Here is a 24,145-nt window from a genome sequence, read left to right on the forward strand (position 1 = left end):
ACTCAAAATAGGGATGTCTTTGCTTCTTACAAAGCAAGTTTAGGGTTTATTTGGGCTTGATTTGTGTTTAAGTCCCATTAGAGTTAAAATGAAACAGTGTCAACCTTCTGTACTCACACAAGAAAGGTGAAGCCTTTAGCGTCCTAATTGATTGGGAATACCGTCACACCCGCCTGGAATCGTTGCGCGGGTTTTTTCCCCTCCCCAAGCACAACAATAATACTGCTGTTCGGTGCTTAAATTTCTCACATCGGTGAGATCCGCATTTTCGATGACAACTCCAGTATAAGCACCCGTCTCGTAATTCGGGGGATGAATGCGACTTCTCGGACTTGCGGTTTGAACTGAGCCATAAAATAATCGTGCTCCTTTTAAGTCAGCGCCGCGTAAACTGGCTTCATAGAGAATTGTTCGAGCTAGGTTGGCTTTCACTAAATCACATTGATTCAAGTTCGCCCGTACCATATTCGCCTCGCTTAATTCTGTCCAGCGTAAATCTTGACCGTCTAAGTCTGCTCCTGCCAGCATTACTCCTAGATTAACAACTCTTGTGCCCTCAAAGCGATCCTCAGCATAACCACCTTCACCATCTAAAATAGGTCTTCCTAAAAATCGATCGCGTTTTAGAGGGGTGAGCATTTTCGACTGGCTCAAAAAACGGAGAATTTGCGCTTTACCAGAGGGATCAACATTACTTAAAATTGAGGCGGTTCGACCATCAGCGATCGCTCTTTCTTGCGGCCAATCTTCTAAAAATCCTTCTTCATCTAATGCTAAATCAGAAATGCCCTGAAAGTAAGCATCGATGGTTTGTTGTTGGGTAATGCGGTTTTGTTGAATGGTTAAATCTTTGGATATCACATACTGCGCCCAAGCGACATATACCGCTAAGACGGCGATCATAATTTGTCCGAGTGCGCCAACCCATTCAGCCCATGAACCAAACTCGTCATATTTAAAGGAATTTAGCCACAGGGTGATCCTATTATACACGCCAAAATAATGTGCTAATCCAGCAAGAGAAGCTATTAAAACGATTGTTGCTAAAACGCCGCGACGTTCTCTGGGTGTGAGATAACGGCTTAACCAATCGACAAAACCAGGTATGATAATTTGTAAGGCGAGTAAGAGCGCGACTAAAGCCCCCGAAAAACCGACCCAAGTCCAATGAAAAACCAAACCAATAATCATTACACCGACTGATGTGATTAAAATCAGAGGGCTAGTTGGTTGAATTTCTGGCAAAAAAGGTTTACGCCGTGTTTGATTTTGATAGGATAAATGGGACAAATATTCAGCCCGTAACGGTTCAGATGGCACAGCATTAGGATCGGGTGAGGGAATAATTCTGATATCTTTCCCATTCGATTGAGCCAAGGTGTTCGGCAGATTAGATATTTCGTTAGGATCGGGTTTAATGGACATTTGGGCTAAATTTTCGATAGTTTTGTGTGTTATTATTAAAGGTTAAACGATCGCCATACACTAATAATCGATCGATAGTATCAAGACGATTTTGCCAGACTTGCACTTGATAAGCGTTTTTCTGTTTGTGTTCGCTCATCCAAAGAGAAAAAGAAGTGCGAAACTTTTTCAGGGTATTTTGAGTATGAGCTAAATTAGCAGGTGTTGGATTTTGCGCTAATTTATTAAAACTTTCTGCCAAATAATCAACCTGTTGGCCCCAATTTTTCATTGTTCCTTCATTCATAGCTAATTGATTATTGACCATTAAGAAACTCCACTCTTTTTGTAATCCTTGAAACCGTAACGCCGCCGTTTGAAAAGGTTGTCGATAAGGAAGTGGTTCTTTATTGTTAGAGGAAATTACACCCTGAGTCCGATTTAAAATACTCTGTAGATTGGGGGTTAAATTTTCGGCCGCAAAGAGAGCAAAACCCGATGTAGGCATATTGCGGAGTAGTTGCATCTGATCGATTGTTACAGAATCAGGGACTTTTAGTAAGCGAATTCCAGGAATAATTAGACTGGCACCTGCCGCCATTGGTTCATAGAGTAATTGTGTTCGCTCTTCCAAATTGCCCGTATCTAAAGCATAGGTCATCAAACAAATCAGATCAACCCAACCTCTTTTACCCCATTCTTCCCAGTTTTGTTGGAGTCTGTACATCCGTTCTTGTTGTGCCATCGGAAATACTGCCGCAGAGATCAAAAGATTAGGTTTAATTTGTTTTAAACGAGTTGATGCGATCGCCACAAAATTAGTAACTTGTTGCGCCCGGAAACTTGTCCAAGAGTTCCATAGAGGATGTTTTGGATAAATATCAATGGGATCGACACCGGTTTCTTGTTTAAAAAGCCATCTCGAAGATAGCCCATAGCCAAAGGTTTCGTTAGCTTGTGGTGCTTGGAAGGGATAGCGAATATAATCAAACTGCACCCCATCGACATCATAGTTAGTGGCAATTTCTTCTAAAAGAGATAAAAGATATTCCTGTACTTCGGGGTTAGCTGGATCATAAAATGCTTTTTTATATTCTTTTCCATAGTCAAAGGGTTCGCCTTGTTTATTCGTGATCACCCAGTCTGGATGACGCGATAAAACGGGACCGAGATAATTTTTCGGTTGCCCCATGACTTCGTTATGACGTTGGTTTGCTGCTGCAAAAATCCAGGCCCAAGCGTGAATTTCCATTCCCCGTTCGTGTGCGAGTTTAACGGCGGCTTTCAGGGGGTCCCAACCCTGAGTTAGGGGGTTTTGTTCTGGAGCGATCGCACTGGGATAAATGGGGTAACTCGCGTTAATAGTTTCAAAAAAGACGACATTAACCCCCGCATTTGCCATTCGATCAAAAACTTTCGCTAAATCTTCTTCTGATTTTGCTTGAACGATGGTTCCTCGATCTAACCACATTGCTCTAATTTCGCTTTGAGCAAACTGGCGTTCTGTTGGATAATTATCCCATAAACTCCGTCGGGCTTTTAACCAAAGTTCTCTCGCTTGTTCGTACTCTTTAGCTTGAATGAGTTGTTGGAAATTTTCTAGGTTTTCTTTGGCTTGTTGCACAATGAGTGAGGAGCGATGAGCCACCCTTACTGTACTAACTTCAGTATTAGTACGTTTCGAGGTTTCAATAATTTTCTGCGGTGATAAATCTAAATTACTATTACTAGCATTGGCAGCGAGTAGGGTACTTTCATAACGTGCAATTAAACTACTTAATTCTTGGCTCATTTCCGTAATTTGTTGCGCTGTAAGCCACTCACGTTCGACGGGTTCTATTACTCTTGCTTCTTGAATGGGTTCTGAAGAGACGACTGGGCTAGTTAGAGGAACATCACTTAAAGGGGTCTGTGGGCGCGTGGTTGTTACTGGAGGCTTTTTATTTTGGGTTTGTGGGCGCGTGGTTGTAGCAACTGGAGGTTTTCTATTTTGGGCAATATTGCTATTCACTTGACAAGGAACCGCTTGTAACATAGAGTTACTGTCTGGTTTGACCCCGTGACGCGAGAGAGCGACTTTTAACCAAGCTGAGTCTAAACTAAGAGGAGAAACGCCATCAATACCCCAGCGCCAGCCTAAATAGGTTGCTTTGTTGGTTCCGACAACTGCGGGCGGTTTTCCTTTCGACATCCATATGGCGAGGGTTTGACTGTTGACACCAGTAGGAATAATCACCCCACCAATGAAAGTATTAGATAAACTGGGTTGATTAGAAAAGTTGGATTTTCCTTGCTCATTAAGCTTTAAAGTAGCGGCTGAACTGTTAGCAAATCCCCAATATGCGCCAAAAAGTGTTTTTAATTGTGTTTTAATTTCGCTTTGAGATAGATTTCCGGTAGGCCCAGTAACAATGACTTGTCCGCCGCGACTCATCCATTTTTGGAGTGCGATCGCCTGAGAACCATTAATATTTTCTACGTTGGGTAAAAACAACACTTTAAAGTTTTTTAAGTCTTCTTCTTGCTGCCAATTTCGCGTTTCTAAAATGCAATAGCTTACACCCACTGCTTGTAAGCGTTCTGTGATTGTTGACCACTGTTTGGTATTTTCAGCGCTTCTTACAACACCGACAGGAGTTCCCAACGCGAGTACCGGTTTAGGCAAAAAGTTAGAGGAGAAAAGGGTTAGAAGGATTGATAGTAAAGAAACAGAATATTTTTTCTCTTTCCATGTTGTTTTATTCTGGGGTTTTAACACAGATTCTCTCCTCACCTTTTACCGCAATTAAACTATTTTGCATCACACTTTGAAAATTATCATAACTGTTTATTTCTATAATTGAGCAAATAAAAATTAAATTGGAAATCGTTTCATCGCTATAATTGCGGCTCTCGCATTTTCTCGAAGAATTGCGGAAATTCCTTGAATTTGGGGAATCTGCCAGAGTAAATCTACGGTACGACGCAACAGACGCACTAGATCGCCTTCATCTAGATTAGTATTTTCACAGATTTCTTGCCATTGACCACCATCAGCCCATTGAGCGACTAAACCTAATAATTGATTTTCTAACCAAACGGGGATCGTAATTTCATAGCGTGTTTGGGCTTGATACAATTGGCGACGAATTTCGCGTAAACTAATAAAATTGGCTTCTGTGAGTCGAAAAGTTTCTAATACTTCTGGTGGCGCGACATAATTACACCAAGTATCGGGGCGTAGCGGTTCTGTGATTACGGCACTCATGGCGGCGGCTAAATAAGAGGGTTCTAGATGATCGAGTTGTCCAGACATTAAGACTAAACCGAGCCAAAGTTCGTTTTCACCCCGAATGGTTGCGGCGGCTTTTCCGAGTTGTGTTGGATGATATCCGTCTAAGGCGTTGAATTCTCGTAATATTTCGATTAAATTGAGGAATTCTTCCCAATAGTAAGATTTACGCGATTGTTGTTTTTGTAATTGAATTTGGCTTTTATGCAGTTGTTCGCGCAAAGTAACACGATGATAAAAAGATTTTAGCAGTCGGCCGATATTTTTGCGTTGACTGAGTGGATGTTGGCTGAGTTGGGTTTCAACGATCGCTATTCTTTCCGCTTGTTGGAGCAGTTCTGGGGGCGTTTCGCTTTTTCGGGCATATATTTCGATTTTTTGGCTAAATTGGGCGGTTTGTTCATCGCCTCTGCGCCATCCTCCTAGCTGTTTGGTTTCACCCAGAGAAGGGCTTAAATGAGCTAATTCTGAGATGGAAACGGAACCGCTATTAATTTCGGCTACATCGCCATAGGGTGCAATATACCAACGGTTATCCTCGCCTAAACAGAGCAAATCAGGGGCTTGTCCAGAGCCAGATACTGTTTGAACAAAAATTGCTCTTATCGGGTCGCTAACTTTAATATACTTGCCTTTGAGATGCAAAATTTGACCGGGTGCAAGGTTGGGTAAATGTCGGCTTAGTTTTTGTTTGATGGTGTTACTGGCTTGCTGTTCTAAGATTTTGAATAGTCGTTCTTCTTCTCTGATGCGATCTTTGAGTTTTTGATAACTGACTACTTGTGCTTGTTCAATTCCAGCTAATTCGACATCGAGTTTTGCTAGTTCGGTGGTGAGGGTTGCGATCGCTTGTCGGTCTGGAGTGAGTTTCAGTCGCGCTAAATATTCAGCGAAACTTCTTTCTAATAAGTCTTTTGCCTCTTCTAAGGTATGTTTTTGTAAGAGGTTTAAGACCATGCCATAAGAAGGGGTGAAACAGCTTTGTAAAGGTTCGGGTTTAGCGGTGGCTAAAAAGGCGGCTTCTTTTGACCCTTCAAAGGGTGTCTGAACGGTTACAACATGACCGACCTCATCCATCCCACGTCGTCCGGCTCGGCCTGCGATTTGGACAAATTCTGAGGGGGTGAGCATACTATGTCCATCATCGGTTCGTTTGGAAAGGGCTGATATAACGGTGGTGCGGGCGGGCATATTAATTCCAGCCGAAAGTGTTGCGGTTGCAAAAACGACTTTAATGAGGCCAACTTCAAAGAGTTGCTCAACTAATTCTTTCCATAAGGGTAAAATTCCAGCATGGTGGGCGGCGATCCCTCGTGTTAAGGGTTCGAGTTGATCGAGTTTGATCAGTTGAGAGACTTCTGCTAAAAATTGCCACAATGTTAGAGCAACATCAGGAGTTTCTAATAAATAATTTAGGAGAAGATCGTCAGCTTGTGGATCATTGGCTAAAAAAGCGGTTAATTTTTCGTGTAATGTTGGGTTTTCGGGTTCAAACCATTGTAGTAAGGCTTCTTGTAAGGATATGTTTTCTGATAAAAAGAAGAGGAGAAGTCGATAATAAATGGCGCGGGTTTCTGATTGATTGACGAGGGTGATCGCTTTTAGTTCTCGCATCGCCTGATCACAGCCCCGACGACTGAAAATTACATAGATAGCGGGGAGCATATCTTTGTTGTGGAGTTGTTCAACAACCATTAAGATACTGGGGCAGTCTTCTCGTTTGTTGCGTCGTCTTTTGCCGTTGTTTGTTTTCTCTTTTAGACGCGGGTTGATTTTGTTTTGTTTGCCGTCTAGTAAGGGGAATAGTCCTTCTTTGGTCGTGAAATAATATCGTAGCGGCACGGGACGAAAATCTGAGTTAATTAATTCACATTTTGAAATATTTTGGACTGAATTGGCTTTATCTCGTACTTGGTTGATCCAGTGGGTGAGTTCTTCGGGGTTGCCGACGGTGGCTGAAAGGGCGACCAGTTGAATGAATGGGGGACAATAAATAATAGATTCTTCCCATACTGTACCTCGTCCTTTGTCGCTAATATAGTGACATTCGTCGAGTACTAAGGTTGCTACGTTTTCTAGGGATGTACCGACTTGACCGATGGGCGTTTCGTATAGCATATTACGGAATATCTCAGTTGTCATGACGATCACTGAGCCGTTAGGATTGTAGACGGTATCTCCGGTGATTAAACCGACTTCTTCTACACCCATTTTTTCTTGGAAATCTCGAAATTTTTGGTTAGACAGTGCTTTTAGAGGAGTGGTGTAGAAAACTCGTTTTTTTCTAGCCAATGCTCGATAGATCGCATATTCTCCGATTAATGTTTTTCCTGATCCCGTTGGAGCGCACACCACGACGGACTTACCTTGGTCTAAAGCAGCGATCGCCTGCTTTTGGAACTCGTCTAGTTCAAAGGGAAAAATTAACTTTAGGTCTAACGGTGCATTTGTCAGAAAGTCATTCACGTATTAACAAATGGATATCGTTTGTTTTAGGTATTGGCTTCTATTGTATCGAACGACTCCTGTTTACGGTAAAATAAGCAAAAAAATCAATACCTAACATTATCGCCAAGAATCATGGCTATCGCCTAAAAAATAAGATGTGGTTAAACTCTGTGTTGGTGGTAAGTGGTGTTCTGTCTGTCGCTGCACTTTCCACATGACTCGATGCAGAGAGCGTTTAATAACACTGACTAAGTTTTCCCATGTTAGTTTTTCATAGTCTGTTAATTCGTTTTCTTCTAGCATTTTTTGTAATTCTATTAATGCTGTTTTCGCGGTTTCATAATCGGAAATTAATGGCGTTGAAGAACGAATTGGATCTCTTTGTACTGCGGCTAAACCTTGACGCACTGCTATTTTTATTTGATCTTTATATTTTCGCTGTCCTAAGATTTTTTGTTGATTTTTTCCTTTTTCACATGAAGCGTATAAGGGAGGTAAACGGTTTAAAGCAAATGTCGCTACTTCTATTTGATTAATATATTCAACCAAAGCATGAGGATAATGTTTGAGTTGTTTATTTATTTCCTCTTGTACCAGTTCTTCCATGACATTGATATATCTTTGAGGTGATTTATGAGGAATTGTGTTCATTGTTTTTCTCTCCGACACGGCACATGGATTTAATTTTTATGAGGCAAGTTCAGCGTTTTTACTCTTGACGTTATTAGAACAATGTATACATATTAATCCCACACTAGATTAATTCCGTAAATTTGTCTAGTTATTTTTAGTTAATTTTAATTAAGTTCATCAAATCTTTATATAATCTTTAATTTATCTTCATTTTGGCAAGGAAATAACCGACTAAATAGAGAGAACCACATAAAACAATTGTCTTTTTGGGTTCAATATTTTTTTGAATGGCTGTATCTAAAGCAACAAAAAGCTCACTAAATGTTTGTATCTTGCTGAGGTTTGGACAAATATTTCTGGCTAAAACGGCTAATGAATCGGGATTCGCGGTACTATGATCGGGAACGGGAACTAAAGATAATTGATCGTTTTGTCGTAAGATGGCTTGAAAAATATCTTCGTGATCTTTTGTACTGAGCATTCCCATTACCCAATGTATCGGTTGAGGAAGTGTATCTACATACTGTCTTAAAACTTCAGCAGCAGCAGGGTTATGAGCGCCATCAATTAATATAGAATTATTTTGCCATTGAATCCATTGTAATCGTCCAGGCCAAAAAGTTTTTTTCATGCCCTCTTGTATTGCCTCGTCTGGAATTATCCAGCCTTTTTGTCGTAAAATACCTAGGGTAGCCATTGCGATCGCAGAATTCATTAACTGCACTTGTCCCAATAATGGTAAAGGATATTCAATGTCAATTAACTTAGCTAATTGATAATGAGCGTGTTGAGTTTGTGTTGGAATAGAAGGATCTACCCAAATTGTTGGACAATTTAAGTGTTGAGTTTTTTGTAAGACGACTTTTTCAGCACAGGGGGGGAGATGACCAATGACTGCAGGACAGTTTAATTTAAGAATACCGGCTTTTTCAGTAGCAATATGGGCGATCGTTGGGCCTAAAGTTTGCCAATGTTCTCGACTAATGGATGTAATGACGCTAACGAGAGGATTTTCACACACATTGGTTGCATCGAGTCTTCCACCTAGTCCAACTTCTAGAATAGCAAGATCGACTTTATTTTGTGCAAAATAATACCATGCAGCCGCCGTAATGACTTCAAACTGTGTGGGACTTTCTTCATCAGGTAAAATAACAGTAGAAATTGTTTTTAAAATATCGGTTAGGGTTTCCGTAGATATAGGAATTTCATTTAGACAAATTCTTTCTGTCCAGTCTACTAAATGAGGTGAGGTATAACGTCCAACTTTATAACCTGCTTGGGTCATGATAGACGATAAATAAGCACAAACGGAACCTTTTCCATTTGTTCCGGTAACATGAATAATAGGAATCTGATGATGAGGATTTCCTAATCTCATCAGTAATTTGTTAATACGTTCTAATCCTAGATGAACACCAAAGCGTTGAAAGGGTATCAGTAAAGAATTTATATCAGTTGACATGATAATTAGGTTTTATTATCTATATAGTTACTAATTCTGTACACAAATATTACATTGTATTATAGAATCAGTTTTGTACGCTTTGACCCGTACTGGATGAACTACAACATCACGCCAGTTGCTTCAAGTCGGGGAACCCGCCCAACGCACTGGCTCCTCTATTGGATGAGGGATATTCCCATTTCCAACTACTTTTAATAAATAGAGACGACCAATATTAATGCTCCCGTTCACATCAGCATTTATTCTAAGATTAGTCGCTGTTTGGAACAGTCCTCGTTTTAATCTTTTTCCTAAATAAGAGTGATGTTTTTGAATTGGCTCGTGATCTAAAGCAGAACATTTTGAAGTATAAGCCTCGTTAACTAAAACGATTTTTATTCCAGCTAACTTACCTTTATATTCAAGTTGTTGAATTAATCTCTTATGAGGAATCGAGGCAAATTTCTGATTATTGACTGCTCCTAAATTAATCCCATTTTTAAATTCTTCGTTCCAGCCAATGACTAAAATGCCAATGTTTTTCTGTACTAAGTCGTTAATGATTGCGCGACTTGTTGTGTGGAGAAAATAGTCCACTTTCTGATTACGTTTACGCCAAAGCCTTTCTATTCTTTGACTTGTCTGTTGCGTATCAGGCAATTGAGAACGGAGTTCAGCATTTCTATAGTTAGCATATTGATTAGCCGATTTAATCGCTCTACCGTCATAAATAACTGGCTTTTCTCTTGGTAAGTTGTAAGTTAAAGTACACAAATTGTTTAAACCTAAATCAATTGATGCAATTCTTTGTTCATCTAATGAAGGTTTTTCTTCGGTTGAATAGACCACTTCGATCATATAACAACTCGTTTTTGGTACGATTCTTACTTCATCTACAAAAGAAGCCTTAGACGGAAGAAAAATATTTGTTCCACTTGGATGTACGATTTGTTCTTTCTTCAAGCATTTTTTACTAATTGCTTGATTATTATAAGTAACAACGTAACGCCCATCGGAACGGTTTTTACTTCTTTTGCCTTTATAATGCGGGATCTTTGGCTCTCCTTTAAACTTATTTGGATTTTGTAAATATGCTTTGGACGCACTTATATAGCTTGTCCAGTTTCTCAAAAGTAACCTTAATGTACTTTGAGCTACTTTTGATGGCAATGCTTGATATTCTGGTGTTGTTTTTAATTGATGATACACCTCAATCGCATTTGTCATTACTCCAGAGAAAAAGTTTTGTCGATAAATGTAATTAGCCAAGTTATAAAGATTTTTCGAGAGAAGACATAATTTGTCACACTCTCCAAAATATTTATGTCTCGGCTTAATTAGATGTCTTTCGACTAACTGCATTTTCGGTATATATACTGGATTATTTGAACTATAGCATAAAAATTGTCAGGAAAGCAACTATTCTGTAATCATAGATAATTGCCAAAACTTGACTACATTTACCTAGATTTTTGGTAAAGTTTTCTTATACAGGAAGTTCACAATGATGAATAATGCGTTAAGGAAATTGTGTATGATGAAATACAAGCGTTAGCATCAGTAATCTATGAAAAAACTCCTAGAGGGTCTACTTGCGTTCCAAACAGGCTATTTTGATCTTAACCGAGAACTCTTTGAAGAACTTTCTCAGGGACAGAGTCCCAGAATTTTGTTTATTACCTGTTCAGATTCTCGCATTGATCCGAACTTAATCACTCAAGCGCAAGTCGGAGAATTATTTGTCATCCGCAATGCAGGTAATATTATTCCTCCCTATGGTGCCACAAATGGGGGAGAGGGCGCATCGATCGAATATGCGATACAAGCTTTAAATATAGAACAAGTTATTGTGTGTGGTCATTCTCATTGTGGCGCAATGAAAGGACTTCTTAAGTTACAAGCTTTAGCGGATGAAATGCCCCTCGTTTATAATTGGTTAAAGCAAGCTGAGGCTACCCGTAAGCTAGTAAAAGATAATTATAGTGATTTGCAAGGCGAAGAACTGATCGAAATTACTGTCGCAGAAAATATTTTAAATCAACTTGACAATTTACAGACTTACCCCATCATCCGTTCTCGTCTGCATAAAGGCTCGATTTCAATTCATGGCTGGATTTATAGAATTGAGACAGGAGAAGTTTTATCATATGATCCTGTCTTACACGATTTTGTCCCGCCCCAAAGCCGTATTTCTACCATTGAACCTGAATATAATCTACATCCAAGCTGTTCTGTTCCTGGTCTATCTACGTTTAAAATCATTCCAGACACGCCATCCCAAAAAGTCTCAGCTTCTCCAAATGGTCATTCTGCTCATTTACCAGGTCAAGAAAGGCTATCCCTTGAACAGTCGGAACGCATTTATCGCGGTTCGTCAAAAAATAGCTAATCTGCCGCCAATATCATAAAGTTTGTATTATGTCAAGTATCTAGGGATGTATTTTCCAAGATGTTCTAAAAAATGAGTTAAGGATTTGACTAATTGACCTGTGGATATTTTAATCACGATCGTTGAAGTCAGTTTCTTGATTATTGTCTTTTCACTATTGAACAAGCTAATTAATTTTAGCTTCAAGATGATGGGGAGATCATGGTTTAGGAGTAGAACAGAGCAACTGAATACACTACGTCAGAATTTGAATTTGTTGTTACTCCTATCCTGTGCGGGTTTATGCTTTGCACTAATTAGCTTAAACAGTGTTTTGATTTATCAGGGAAAAAGCGTTCAAGAAATCCAAATTAACTTGATTGATCGTATTCCTAGACGGTTTTGGTTTGATTTAGTAACGGCGATCGCTAAAAGTCTGATTCTGTTTTTGTTGGTAAAATTTAGCATACCGTTGCTCAATCGTGGTTTAGAGTATGGTGCTTTATGGGCGAAAAACTACGATCGCATAATAGCCAATGACGAAAGCATCGAATTATTTTTTAATGATTTAAAAAAGACATTGACAAACAGTCTTTGGCTTTTAGTAGTCAGTCTTTGTACCCAATTTTTCAATTTACCAAATGTTATCCCCAAATATTTATATATTGTCCTAAAAGCTTATTTAGCGATCGCCGTTGGACGAATGCTCATCAAAGCACTTTCAGCATTAATCGATACTTTAGATGCACTAAGTCTTCAATATGCTAATTCTGATAACTTATTGAGATACTATCAGCGATTTCGTCATCTTGTTCCCACTTTCAAAAAATGTTTAGAATATCTTTTATATGTGGGAATTGCCACCCTAATTATCCAAGATATCGATTTTATTGCCTTTCTCTCTAATTATGCTGATGAAATAGTTGCCATTATATCCATCTATTTTCTCTGTGGTGTTGCCATTGAAATCACCAATGTTATTTTAGAAGATTTAATTTTACAAACCGAGAATTTAACCGACTTACAACGACAAAGACGATTAACAATTATTCCTTTATTTAAAAGTGTTTTAAAATATTCGATTTATTTTGCTGCAGGAATTATTATTCTAAAACTCATTAATCTTGATCCAACACCTTTGTTAGCGGGTGCAGGAATTTTAGGTTTAGTCGTGGGATTTGGGGCGCAAAATCTGATCAATGATATAGTGTGTGGTTTTTTTATTCTCTTTGAGAACTATTATTTAGTAGGTGATTATATTGAAGCGGGAAAACTCGAAGAACGCACAGTCGAAGGAATTGTGGAAGCGATCGAATTGAGAACCACTCAAATTCGACATCCTGATGGTCAACTCCAAATTATTCGTAATGGAGAAATTGGTTCAGTAATTAATTATTCTAAACAGTATATCTATGCAAAAGTAGAAGTAACAATTGCTCACCATGCTAACTTAGAGCAAATCTACAGCCTGATCTCGGAAGTGGGACAACAATTAAAAGAAGAATGTTTAGATGTTCTGGAACCAACTTACATCGATGGTTTAGAAAATTTTGGCGGAGATTATTTAATCTTACGAACATTAACCAAAGTCAAACCAGGTAAACATTTATCTATTCAACGTTTACTACGCAAAATGTTAAAAAGTGCCTTTGATCAAAAAGAAAAAGTGGATAGCTAACAATTAACTATCCACTAGCTTAGACTAAAGTTATAGATGCTTACTCATCATCATCATCGTCATCGTAATCATCGTCATCATAACCATCTTCAAACTCATCATCATCGTCATCATCAGTCATCCGACTTATCATACGAGTATCAGAGAAAGAATTAAGTTTTAAAACCTCACTTTGGCTCATCGCACGAGCAGTTTGATCATCTAAAACGATATCCTCATCATCTTCAAGGTCGGTAAAGCGATTAGAAAAAACTGAAGGGCGTACGTCCGCTTGGGAATAGTAAGGGCGACTATTGGTCATGTCCTCTCTTTCGTCGCTTTGAGAATCAATCGGGGCGATCGCTCCACCGTGTTCATGGGCATTGTAGCCAGTTCCTGCAGGAATCAAGCGACCAATAATCACGTTTTCTTTGAGGCCTCGTAACCAGTCGGATTTTCCTTCAATAGCCGCTTCAGTTAGAACCCGTGTTGTTTCTTGGAAAGAAGCCGCACTAATAAAGCTATCGGTATTTAAAGACGCTTTCGTAATCCCCAATAAAACAGGAGTATAACGCGCCGTCGCACCGCCTGTAATCGACATAGCATCATTAACCTGCTCAACTTGACGGAGTTCCACCAGTTCACCGGGTAACATCGTCGTATCGCCACCGTCATCAATGCGAACCTTAGAAGTCATCTGACGAACAATAACTTCGATGTGTTTATCGGAAATATCAATCCCTTGGGACTGGTAAACCGATTGTACCTGATCGACCAAGAAAATTTGAGCTTTTTGTAAGCCGCGCAGGGACGCTTCATAAACCCCAAGATCATCGACATGATAATTAAAGAAAATCTCTAAAATCTCATGGGGGTTAGCAGGTCCATCGGTGAGGGGGGTAGCCGTTTCGACCCGTTGACCATCGGTGACTAAAAGGCTTTGATTAGTCAGGAGTGGATATTCGCTGACTGTGCCATCGTCTTCAATGATCTTAATACCAAGGCTGTCGCCATCTTCCCCATATTCCACCTGACAAATACCTGGTTTACGGGCTAAGATGCAAGCTTCTTTGGGTTTACGTCCTTCTAGCAGTTCTTCGATTCTGGGTAGACCCTGAATGATATCTCCTGTTTTGGTACGTTCAAAGACGAGCAATACTAGGTTATCACCTCGTTGTACTAAATCTCCATCATCGATGTGGAGAATTGCTCCGGCGGATACCCGATAAGGACGCGCCCCTCTAATAGTAACTGTGTATTCTCCTTTACGATCGATTTCCACCACTTGACCCGAATAGGGAGCGTGAACACCTGGTGCCATTTCCTCTTCAGCAATGACAAGATCACCGACTTTAACTTTGGGTTTTTGCGATGTCTCAATTTTAATAAGATCTGAATTGCGAACAATCAGAATTCGTCGAATTGCTTCGATACCGCTCTTAATACCGCGAATTTGTCCTGCTTCTTTACATTGGATCTCGGTTCGCGCAATGACTGCACCTGGGGGAATTTCTTGATTATCGTGTACCAGAACACGAGTACTAATATTGCCCCCTAATGGATCGCTTTCTGTATCACGACGCAATACTAATGTTTCTAGCATGACCAGTTGTAGACGTTGACATTCAGCATCCTCATCGGGTTTTAACTCGATATCCGCCGCTAAATGAGTCATAAGGTCGGTTTCTTCGCTGCTCATCTCCAAAACGAGTTGAGTCGTGATCAACTGTGTCCCATCGACAGACTTGACACGTTCGCCATCTTTAAAGAAAATGCGTTGTACCGATCGTAGTCGAATTTGTCGTCCACCTTCAGCATTAATTGAACCTTGAGAGAGGACATCGGGTTCATCTGAGACCGTAAATTCTTGCACCGGACGCAGTAATAAACCGTATCCTTCGGTAGTTTCGACCCATTCAGCCATTCTTAGTTCATCGGCGACCAATAGAGGCGTGATCTGAGTTCCCGCGTTGAGAACTTGTCCTGATTCAATTTTGGTAGCTTCGGGATCTAGATCAAGATAGAGTTTTCCTGGTTTAATGATGATCTCGCGTAAGATATCATTTTTCTGGATAACTTCAACAACGCCACTTGATTGAGCATAGATATCTTTAACGACTTCTTCGCCCGCTTCTACATACTGACCATCTTCGACTTGTAGTAGGGAGATGTCTTTATTGACTTCGTGGGTTTCTTCAGGAATCCACAAAATTGTACCACCGCGTGTTATTTCATAGCCCTGCTTGCGGGAACCTTTCGAGACTTCAAGTCCGCCGTACTGGATGAGTCCACCACTATGAGTATGGTAACGATCGTCTATGAGTTCAGCTACGATCGCATTATTTTGGACTTTGGTTCCAGGGGTTGTTTTCAGTAAGAAACGTTGTCCATCAGCCGTATAAATAATAAACTGTTCGCGTCCGCCACTACTTTCGACTCTGACTTGAGCTTGATCGAGTAGTACTGATGCCGTAACAATATCGATTTCACGGCTATTGGGTTCTAAACGCACCACACCCCCGCTATTAGAAACGAGTTTGGTTTCGGCTAATACTGTTCCCACATATACTTGTTCACCGTTTTTAACGACAGGTTCGGCTCCAGGTGGCAGGTTATAGACATCACCCGATAAGACCCAAAGTAGACCCCCCCGTTGGGCGATGCGGGTTGTATTCCCTTGGCGATCGGTTTTTTCTTCGGGTACCAACTGGGAAAAGAGTACTTCGCCGGCGAGATCGGTGGTAACATCTTTGGTGGCTCTTTCGGTTGAACGCTGTAATTTAGCGTTGGCGACTTCAGCTAACAACTGTTCAAAGGTTACTTTCTGTCCATCCTCAACAAAGAGCAAGGAACTAGGAGTCACAGAATAGCTAACGGGTTCGGTTTTTTTGTTGTCTGGAACTAAAGTAAATTCGGCATTGACTTCTACTTGTTCGCGTTCTTCCCCGTGACGAGTCCGAATGCGACGGGTACTAAGTCCTTCACCAAAGCGAATTGTTCCGTCAAAATTGGCTTTAACTTGACGTACAACTTCCCCTGTAAAGACCCCTCCTGTGTGGAAGGTTCTCATCGTTAATTGGGTTCCGGGTTCACCAATTGACTGAGCCGCAATAATACCTACTGCTTCACCCATATCAACTAAGTGGCCATGAGCTAAACTCCAACCGTAGCATTGCTGACAAACTGAGCGGACTGCTTCACAGGTTAAGGGCGATCGGACTTTTACGCTTTCGACCATTTTCTCGATCTTCATCGACATTTCAGCATCGATGAAATCATTTCGTTTGGCGATGACTTCTCCATCTACGACGATATCTTCCGCTAAGACGCGGCCAAATAGCCGATCAGATAATGGGATCAAAATGCGATCGCCATCTTTCATCGGGCTAACGGTAATAAACGTTTTGGTTCCGCAGTCGTGTTCACGAACAATTACATCTTGGGAGACATCGACTAAACGCCGTGTGAGATATCCTGAGTCGGCCGTCCGCAAGGCTGTATCTACTAAACCTTTACGCGCACCATAGGAAGAGATCACGTATTCAGTGACGGTTAATCCTTCACGGAAGTTTGTTTTAATGGGTAAGTCGATGATTTCGCCTTGGGGGTTAGCCATCAGACCCCGCATTCCGACTAACTGACGCACTTGGCTCATATTTCCCCTTGCACCAGAGAAAGCCATCATATAGACGGAGTTTAGGGGATCTGTCTCACGGAAGTTTCGGATTACTTCATCTTTGAGGGCTTCTGAGGTACTATTCCAAGTATCAATTACTTTTTGGAACCGTTCAACTTCAGTAATTTCCCCTTTGGCGTAGCGTTGTTCAGTTAGGCGTATTTCTTGTTCCGCGCTTTCAAGCATATTGCGTTTAGCGGGTGGAACAGTCAAATCATCAACACTGATCGATACTCCGGCTTTTGTGGCAAAACGGAAACCTAGATCTTTTAGATCATCCGCCATCTGAGCGCAACGAGCCGAGCCATGATTTTGATACGTCCAAGCGATTAGTTTTTTTAAGCGATTCTTATCAACCGTGTAGTTGTAGAACATAGTTTATTCAGTTATCAGTTATCAGTTAACAGTAAACAGTGTTTTCAGTTATCAGTTAACAGTAAACAGCAAACAGTATTTTTCTTTACTGATTACTGATTACTGATTACTGATTACTGAAATTAGCTTTCGACTTCTTCGGCTTCTAAATCTTCCGTAGTTAGAGATTCATAGGTGGGACGACTTGGGGCACGACGACCGAGATCCGTCATCAAGTCCACTTCGACATCCCGCGAGGTTCCATCTGGTGCGTTTTCCACCTTATGTACGGCAATATCTAAGCCTAATGATTGCAGTTCTCGCATCAAAACCTTAAATGATTCTGGTGTACCTGGGCGTGGAATTGGCTTTCCTTTAACGATCGCATTAAGTGCCTCATTCCGTCCTTGCATATCATCCGATTTCACGGTCAGAAGTTCTTGTAAGGTATAAGCCGCGCCGTAAGCTTCTAATGCCCAAACCTCCATTTCTCCGAAACGTTGCCCACCTTGTTGAGCTTTACCTCCTAATGGTTGTTGAGTCACCAATGAATAAGGCCCAGTCGAGCGAGCGTGAATCTTATCATCTACCAAGTGAACCAGCTTCAACATATAAGCTTGTCCTACAGTAATCGGTCGATCAAAAGGTTCGCCGGTGCGTCCATCATAAACGACGACTTTTCCTGGATGCTCAGGATTAAAAATCCAGTGTTTACCTGGTCGTTGTGTACCATCTTCAAGCAGACGATGTACCGTCAGACGAGAGGCTTCAGCCCCATACATTTCATCAAACGGCGTAATCTTGAACCGTACACCTAGATTCTCACCAGCCCATCCTAGAAGGCATTCAAAGACTTGGCCGACGTTCATCCGAGAAGGGACACCCAAAGGATTGAGTACGATGTCTACGGGTCTTCCATCGGGGAGGTATGGCATATCTTCGAGTGGCAAAATCCGAGAAATGATCCCTTTATTGCCGTGACGACCTGCCATTTTATCCCCAACTTGGATCTTACGTTTTTGGGCGACGTAAATGCGGACAACCATATTAGCCCCTGGTGGGAGTTCATCGCCTTGCTCACGAGTAAACACACGTACATCGACGACCCGACCTTTTTCACCGTTGGGGACTCTTAAGGAGTTATCCCTTACATCTCGCGCTTTTTCACCAAAAATCGCCCGCAGTAGTTTTTCTTCTGGTGGTTGATCTGATTCTCCTTTTGGTGTTACTTTACCGACGAGAATATCTCCGGCTTCTACCCAAGCACCTGAGCGAATAATACCGCGTTCATCGAGGTTTCTGAGGGCATCTTCTCCGACGTTGGGGATCTCACGGGTGATTTCTTCGGGGCCAAGTTTGGTTTGACGCGCTTCGATTTCGTATTTTTCGATGTGAATACTGGTATACACATCTTCAGAAACGAGTCTTTCACTGATTAAGATTGCGTCTTCGTAGTTATAGCCTTCCCAGGGCATATAGGCGACTAGAATATTTTGTCCTAGTGCGAGTTCGCCGCCTTCAGTTGCCGAACCATCTGCTAGAATTTGACCTGGGACAACTTGTTCACCGTTATAAACTAAAGGACGCTGATTTAAGCAGGTATCTTGGTTTGATCGCTGATATTTTTGGATCGGATAAGTAATCTCAGATGGGGTTCCTTCTACGTCGCCTTTTTCGTTGGTGATTTTTACTGTAATCCGTGTCGCATCTACGTGGGTGACAATACCATGTGTCCGCGAGACGATCACCATCCCAGAGTCTCTTGCTGCTTGGGCTTCGAGTCCTGTTCCCACTAAAGGACGCTCTGGACGCAATAGAGGTACGGCTTGACGCTGCATGTTTGATCCCATGAGGGCGCGGTTTGCGTCGTCGTGTTCGAGGAAGGGAATCATCGAAGTTGCTACCGAGACAATCTGCACGGGGGAAACTGCTACATAGTCCACTTGTACTGGTGTGGTGGTGGAGAAGTCTTGGCGATACCGTACGGGAACCATATCTCCTAGGATGATTCCTTTTTCGTCGGTGGCTACGTCTCCTGGGGCTACCCGTACATCATCTTCTTCATCGGCTGTTAGATATACGGGATCTAAATCTCGTCTGACTCGTCCGTTTTCGACTTTGTGGTAAGGCGTTTCAATAAAGCCATACTGATTCACCCGCGCATATGTCGCTAAAGAGCCAATTAATCCCGCGTTTGGTCCTTCTGGCGTTTCTACTGGACAAATTCGACCATGATGGGAGGGATGAATATCTCGCACTGCAAAACCCGCTCTTTCTCGCGTTAATCCGCCAGGTCCAAGTGCCGATAGACGGCGTTTGTGGGTTAATTCGGCTAGTGGATTCGTTTGATCCATAAACTGCGATAATTGCGAGGAGCCAAAAAACTCTTTTATCGCTGCTACTAAGGGTTTGGGGTTGACTAAAGATGCCGGTGTTAAACTTTCGGCTTCGCTTACGGTCATCCGTTCTCTGATAATCCGTTCTAAGCGGTTTAGTCCTACTCTGACTTGGTTTTGCAGGAGTTCCCCTACTGAACGAACTCGACGATTACCTAAATGGTCAATATCATCGGTTGAGCCGATATCAAATTCGAGGTTAATTAGATAGTCGATCGCTGATAATATATCGCCAGGTGTCAAGATCCGTAATGTATCGGGTACACTCAACCGCAGTTTCCGATTAAGTTTATAACGACCCACTCTTCCTAAATCATAGCGTTTATTATCAAAAAAGCGCGATTCTAGGAGTTGTTGTCCGCCGCTTACGGTTGGCGGTTCACCTGGTCTGAGTTTACGATATAACTCTAGTAAGGCTTCTTCTTCGGTGGGATTTCCTTCTTTATCTAGGGTTTTTTGATAGAAATCTGGATGACGCAACGAATCCATGATTTCATTATCTGATAATCCAATGGCTTTGAGGAGAACTTGGGCCGATAGTTTACGGGTTTTATCGATTCTGACCCAAACTAAACCATTTTTATCGGTTTCAAATTTTAACCAGGCTCCTCGGTTTGGAATTAAAGATGCTGAATAAGTACGACGACCATTTTTGTCGATTTCAACTTTATAATAAACCCCAGGAGAACGAACAATTTGATTAACGATGACTCGTTCTGCACCGTTAATAATAAAGGTTCCCCGTTCGGTCATTAAAGGCAAATCTCCAATAAAGACTTCTTTTTGCTCTTTAATTTCTCCCGTTTCTTTGTTGAGTAACCGCGTCGGTACATACATTTGTACTGAATATGTACTATCCCGACGTTTGGCTTCTTCAACGGAGTATTTGGGTTCTTTTAGTTTATAGTCAGCCCCCAAAAAATGCAGTTCTAATTTACCTGTATAATCCGTAATCGGCGAAAAACTATTGAGTTCTTCGATTAATCCTTCTTCAAGAAACCAGCGAAAACTAGACCGTTGAATTTCAATGAGATCAGGAAGCAGATTAGAATTTAGATTGCTCATGCTTTTATATATAATGTGTGCCTTTTTTACGTGAATCGAAAACTATAAACTGATGGAGCAAGACGAGTGATTAGTCTGCTCAAAGAAAGAAAAATCAAAATTAATCATTACGGAGCTTATAAGCTGCCTTACCTGTGGGCGCAGATAGCTCCTCATTTTATTAACGGCTTCTCGAATGGGTAAGAAAAGCATTTTGATAGTATCGCCTCATTAATAAGAAAGTCCAAAAAGATGATGAGCGTTTTCGGTTGTTTGATGAGCTAAGTTTTCAATTTTGACATCACGTAACCTAGATAAATACTCGGCTACATATCGCACATAAGCGGGTTCATTTCGCTTACCACGTCTGGGAACTGGAGCCAAAAAAGGACAATCTGTTTCAATAAGTAAGCGATTTTCTGGGCAGATTTTGGCTGATTCTTGTACAGAGGTAGCATTTTTAAAAGTGACAATCCCACTAAAGCTAATGTAGAAACCCAAGTCTAAAAACCATTGTGTTTCTTCTGGGGTGCCACTCCAACAGTGCATCACTCCTTTGACTTTTCCGTTACTAAGCCAAAATTCTCGTAAGAGTTGTCGCATCCTCTCTGCGGCATCCCGACAATGAATAATAACGGGTTTATCGAGTTGTTGTGCGATTTTCAATTGGGACAAAAATACTTGTTCTTGTTTGGCTTGATTTTCAGCTTTGTAAAAGTCTAGTCCCATTTCTCCAATTGCAACAACACGCCCATCAGATTTGGCTAAGTTCAAAATCTGATCGGCTGTTTCTGCTGTCCATTTTTGAGCATCTAGGGGATGTAAACCAACAGCAAAAGATATTTCAGGAAAACGATCAGCTATGGCTTGAATCTCCTCAAATTCGCTTGGTTCAACGCACGAATGAATTAGACGAGCAACTCCTGCTTCTCGCCAACGTTCACAGAGACCGACTAACTCCTCCTGAAAAGTTTTAAAGTTCAGATGAACATGGGTATCAATAAATTGCATTACTCCTTATAGGCTGTCGTCACAGCGATTTAAGATCTATTACCCTGTCACCCTTTTTTCTTTTAAAGATGGACATAGCTAGATTAATTCTAGCTTAGACTTTGTTTAAGATGCAGCAGTGACCGTCACTTTTTTAAGTGCTTTTGCTAAATTCGCTTTCTTTCTCGCGCCATTATTGCTATGTAAAACATTGCGTTTAACTGCTTTATCAATTTTGCTGTAGGCGGCTGACATGGCTTCGTCTACCGACTTCATTGATTCGGGAGTTGGATTAGCTGCGTAGCTGTCTACTGCGCTATAGTATTTTTTCATTAGGGTTTTAACGGCCGATTTGTAAGATTTATTGCGTAAACGATTACGCTCGGCTATCTTGATCCGTTTGATTGCAGACTTTGTATTAGCCACAGTCGTTTCTCTTTAAAGGTTGTTTAGTTGATTTAAGAATAATAAGACTCAGATAGACAATGATAACAGAATAAGTCAATCTTTGACAAGTGTTTTTTGAGGGACTCATGGAGGAAAAACAATTGAGCTAAAATAAGCGACTTCTTCACAAATGCGGGCAAGCAATGGAAATTATAGGTAAGCTAGATAAGTAGGATCATACGAGAGTGCGTCTGTGTCCTGCTCTTGTAATCGTCACTAAAAAAGGGTTCTAAACTTCATGCTGCGAATTGTTACCCAGTTAGTTGAAGCCCAAACTGAACTACGACGCATTCGCGATCGCTTCGGGGAGTCAGGGCAACAAGCCCAAGAAGCTAAAGTTAAAGAAGTCCTAGATCACTTTGAACAAAAAGGAGATCAGGCTTTAATTGATTTAGGGGAGTCGCCCCTGTCATTATCTCGTTTAAAAGTTAGTGGCTCAGAACTCGATGCAGCTTATCAGCAAGTTTCTAAAGAGCTACTAAAATCGATTCAATTAGCTTGTGCTAAAGCAGAAGCTTTTCACCTCAGCCGAGTTCCTAAATCTTGGGTTCAATTTGGCGATGCGGAAATAGCGATCGCTAAACGTTACCGCCCTGTCTCTAAAGCTGGAATTTATGTACCGAATGGCAATCAAGCTCATTTAAGTTGGGTTTTGATGCAAGCGATCCCCGCTAAAATTGCCCAAGTCCAACAAGTTATCATGGTAACACCCCCAGGTGAAAACGGAAAAATTCATCCAGGAATTTTAGTCGCTGCTCAAGAAGCGGGTGTGACGAATATTTATCGAATGGGTGGAGTCGGCGCGATCGCTGCTTTAGCCTATGGAACTCAAACTATTCCCAAAGTCGATGTCATTACGGGTGGCGGAGATTTTGAGGTGGCGATGGCTAAAAAAATGGTGAGCGATCGGGTTAAAATCGATACATTGACTTATCCTTGGGAATTACTGATTATTGCGGATCAACAAGCCGATCCGAAGTTACTAGCTGTTGATTTATTAGCCCAAGCGGAACAACATCCTTATGCTGCTTCAATTTTAATTACAACAAGCCTCAAAATTGCTGATTCAGTACAACAACAAATCAAAATTTATTCTCAAAACTATTCTCAACGAATTTCGACTGAAAAAGCGTTAGCACATTATGGCTTAATTATTGTTGTTGAAACTTTAGATAAAGCTATAGATTTATCTAATTTTTTTGCTCCTGCTCATTTAGCTTTATGGGTTGATGAACCTTGGGAAGTGTTAGAACAAGTGAAATATGCTGGCACAGTTTTAATGGGTTCTTCTACGCCAAAAATTGTCGGTGAATACTTTGGGGGTACTGCTTTTGCTCTGGCGACAGCTATTGGGGTAGAAACGTTTATGCAGTCTTCTAGTGTGATTGAATATTCACCGATCGCGTTACGACAATTTTCTAATATTCTACAAATTTTAGCTCAAGCAGATGGTTATTTAAGTGGGATTGATGCGATTCGTTTACGGATGGAAGGAAAGAATAAAAATGAGTATGATGATTAATTTAAGTTTTAATTAAAGTAGTAGATTGAGCATCCATTCACAATTTGCTGACTTTTAGCGGTTTTTAAAACAACAAAATACACTTTCTGAATTTGGAGACCAAACCCTCTTAATGATACCAAATCCGTAGTTATTAGCCATTGTATACAAAGAGGTTTTAACCAGCCTTGAAAACTTCTGGATCTGGCCACCAATGATAGTTAGTCAAAGCTTGAATTTGAGGTTGCATTTGTGCAAGAACATGACAGCGTTGAGCGAGAACCACTTCCAAAGCATCAAGAGTTTCAAAGCTCTTGTTGACCAAAGGCTCATCAGCCAAAGCCCAAAGTCTCTCGGCTGGTTGTAATTCGGGAGAGTAAGGAGGTAAAGGCTCAAAAAAGATGCCTAATGGTAACTCAACTTTCTCGCTCATATGCCATCCAGCGCGGTCAAGAACCAAAAGGATAATTTTGTCTTGTCCTGCTCCTACAGCTGCGGCAAAGGATTTT

The 24,145-nt window shown here is 41.0% G+C and carries 14 protein-coding genes; 3 read left to right on the forward strand and 11 right to left on the reverse strand.

The genetic code is table 11. From position 1 onward, the window contains the following. Positions 1-135: 135 nt before the first annotated feature. The 6 genes from C7H19_RS23260 to C7H19_RS23285 all read right to left on the reverse strand — a co-directional run bounded on the left by C7H19_RS23260 (position 136) and on the right by C7H19_RS23285 (position 10,565). Positions 136-1,425, reverse strand: a complete 1,290-nt coding sequence (locus C7H19_RS23260; RefSeq protein ID WP_106459302.1) for a pentapeptide repeat-containing protein — start codon at positions 1,423-1,425, stop codon at positions 136-138. Then, positions 1,415-4,162 carry a glycoside hydrolase family 10-like protein gene (locus C7H19_RS23265; RefSeq protein WP_106459303.1) on the reverse strand — a complete coding sequence of 916 codons (2,748 nt, stop codon included), beginning with the start codon at positions 4,160-4,162 and terminating at the stop codon, positions 1,415-1,417. Before C7H19_RS23265 ends, C7H19_RS23260 begins: the two co-directional genes overlap by 11 nt. Positions 4,163-4,258: 96 nt before the next feature. Next, positions 4,259-7,141, reverse strand: coding sequence for a DEAD/DEAH box helicase (locus C7H19_RS23270; RefSeq protein WP_106459304.1), 2,883 nt, complete (start codon positions 7,139-7,141; stop codon positions 4,259-4,261). 99 nt (positions 7,142-7,240) lie between these two features. Beyond that, positions 7,241-7,774 carry a late competence development ComFB family protein gene (locus tag C7H19_RS23275; RefSeq protein ID WP_106459305.1) on the reverse strand — a complete coding sequence of 178 codons (534 nt, stop codon included), beginning with the start codon at positions 7,772-7,774 and terminating at the stop codon, positions 7,241-7,243. Positions 7,775-7,952: 178 nt separating this feature from the next. Beyond that, positions 7,953-9,221, reverse strand: a complete 1,269-nt coding sequence (locus C7H19_RS23280; protein ID WP_106459306.1) for a bifunctional folylpolyglutamate synthase/dihydrofolate synthase — start codon at positions 9,219-9,221, stop codon at positions 7,953-7,955. A 123-nt stretch (positions 9,222-9,344) separates the two neighbouring features. After that, entirely contained in the window at positions 9,345-10,565 is a 1,221-nt protein-coding gene (locus C7H19_RS23285; protein WP_146136576.1) for an RNA-guided endonuclease InsQ/TnpB family protein, read from the reverse strand. 205 nt (positions 10,566-10,770) lie between these two features. Between C7H19_RS23285 and C7H19_RS23290 the strand changes: the two genes are divergently transcribed. After that, entirely contained in the window at positions 10,771-11,592 is an 822-nt protein-coding gene (locus tag C7H19_RS23290; RefSeq protein WP_106459307.1) for a carbonic anhydrase, read from the forward strand. Between the two features lie 100 nt (positions 11,593-11,692). Then, the gene (locus C7H19_RS23295; protein WP_106459308.1) at positions 11,693-13,249 is read left to right on the forward strand and encodes a mechanosensitive ion channel family protein; all 1,557 of its coding nucleotides are present in this window, start codon (positions 11,693-11,695) and stop codon (positions 13,247-13,249) included. 40 nt (positions 13,250-13,289) lie between these two features. Here C7H19_RS23295 and C7H19_RS23300 read toward each other — a convergent pair whose 3' ends face one another. The 4 genes from C7H19_RS23300 to rpsT form a co-directional block, all read right to left on the reverse strand. Continuing rightward, a complete protein-coding gene (locus C7H19_RS23300; RefSeq protein WP_106459309.1) occupies positions 13,290-17,279 on the reverse strand; it encodes a DNA-directed RNA polymerase subunit beta' in 3,990 nt (1,329 codons plus the stop codon). A 122-nt stretch (positions 17,280-17,401) separates the two neighbouring features. Further along, complete coding sequence (gene rpoB, locus C7H19_RS23305; RefSeq protein WP_106459310.1) at positions 17,402-20,719, reverse strand: DNA-directed RNA polymerase subunit beta; 3,318 nt, start codon at positions 20,717-20,719, stop codon at positions 17,402-17,404. A 210-nt stretch (positions 20,720-20,929) separates the two neighbouring features. Next, a complete protein-coding gene (locus C7H19_RS23310; RefSeq protein WP_106459311.1) occupies positions 20,930-21,709 on the reverse strand; it encodes a TatD family hydrolase in 780 nt (259 codons plus the stop codon). A gap of 105 nt (positions 21,710-21,814) precedes the next feature. Next, complete coding sequence (gene rpsT / locus C7H19_RS23315; RefSeq protein ID WP_106459312.1) at positions 21,815-22,114, reverse strand: 30S ribosomal protein S20; 300 nt, start codon at positions 22,112-22,114, stop codon at positions 21,815-21,817. A gap of 259 nt (positions 22,115-22,373) precedes the next feature. Between rpsT and hisD the strand changes: the two genes are divergently transcribed. Next, positions 22,374-23,657, forward strand: a complete 1,284-nt coding sequence (hisD, locus tag C7H19_RS23320) for a histidinol dehydrogenase (protein WP_106459313.1) — start codon at positions 22,374-22,376, stop codon at positions 23,655-23,657. A 157-nt stretch (positions 23,658-23,814) separates the two neighbouring features. Here the strand turns inward: hisD and C7H19_RS23325 are convergent. Beyond that, a partial coding sequence (locus tag C7H19_RS23325) for a transposase (protein WP_181280643.1) occupies positions 23,815-24,145 on the reverse strand: 331 nt, incomplete at its 5' end.

The sequence above is a fragment of the Aphanothece hegewaldii CCALA 016 genome, assembly GCF_003007785.1.
GTDB classification, from domain to species: Bacteria; Cyanobacteriota; Cyanobacteriia; order Cyanobacteriales; family Microcystaceae; genus Chroococcus; species Chroococcus hegewaldii.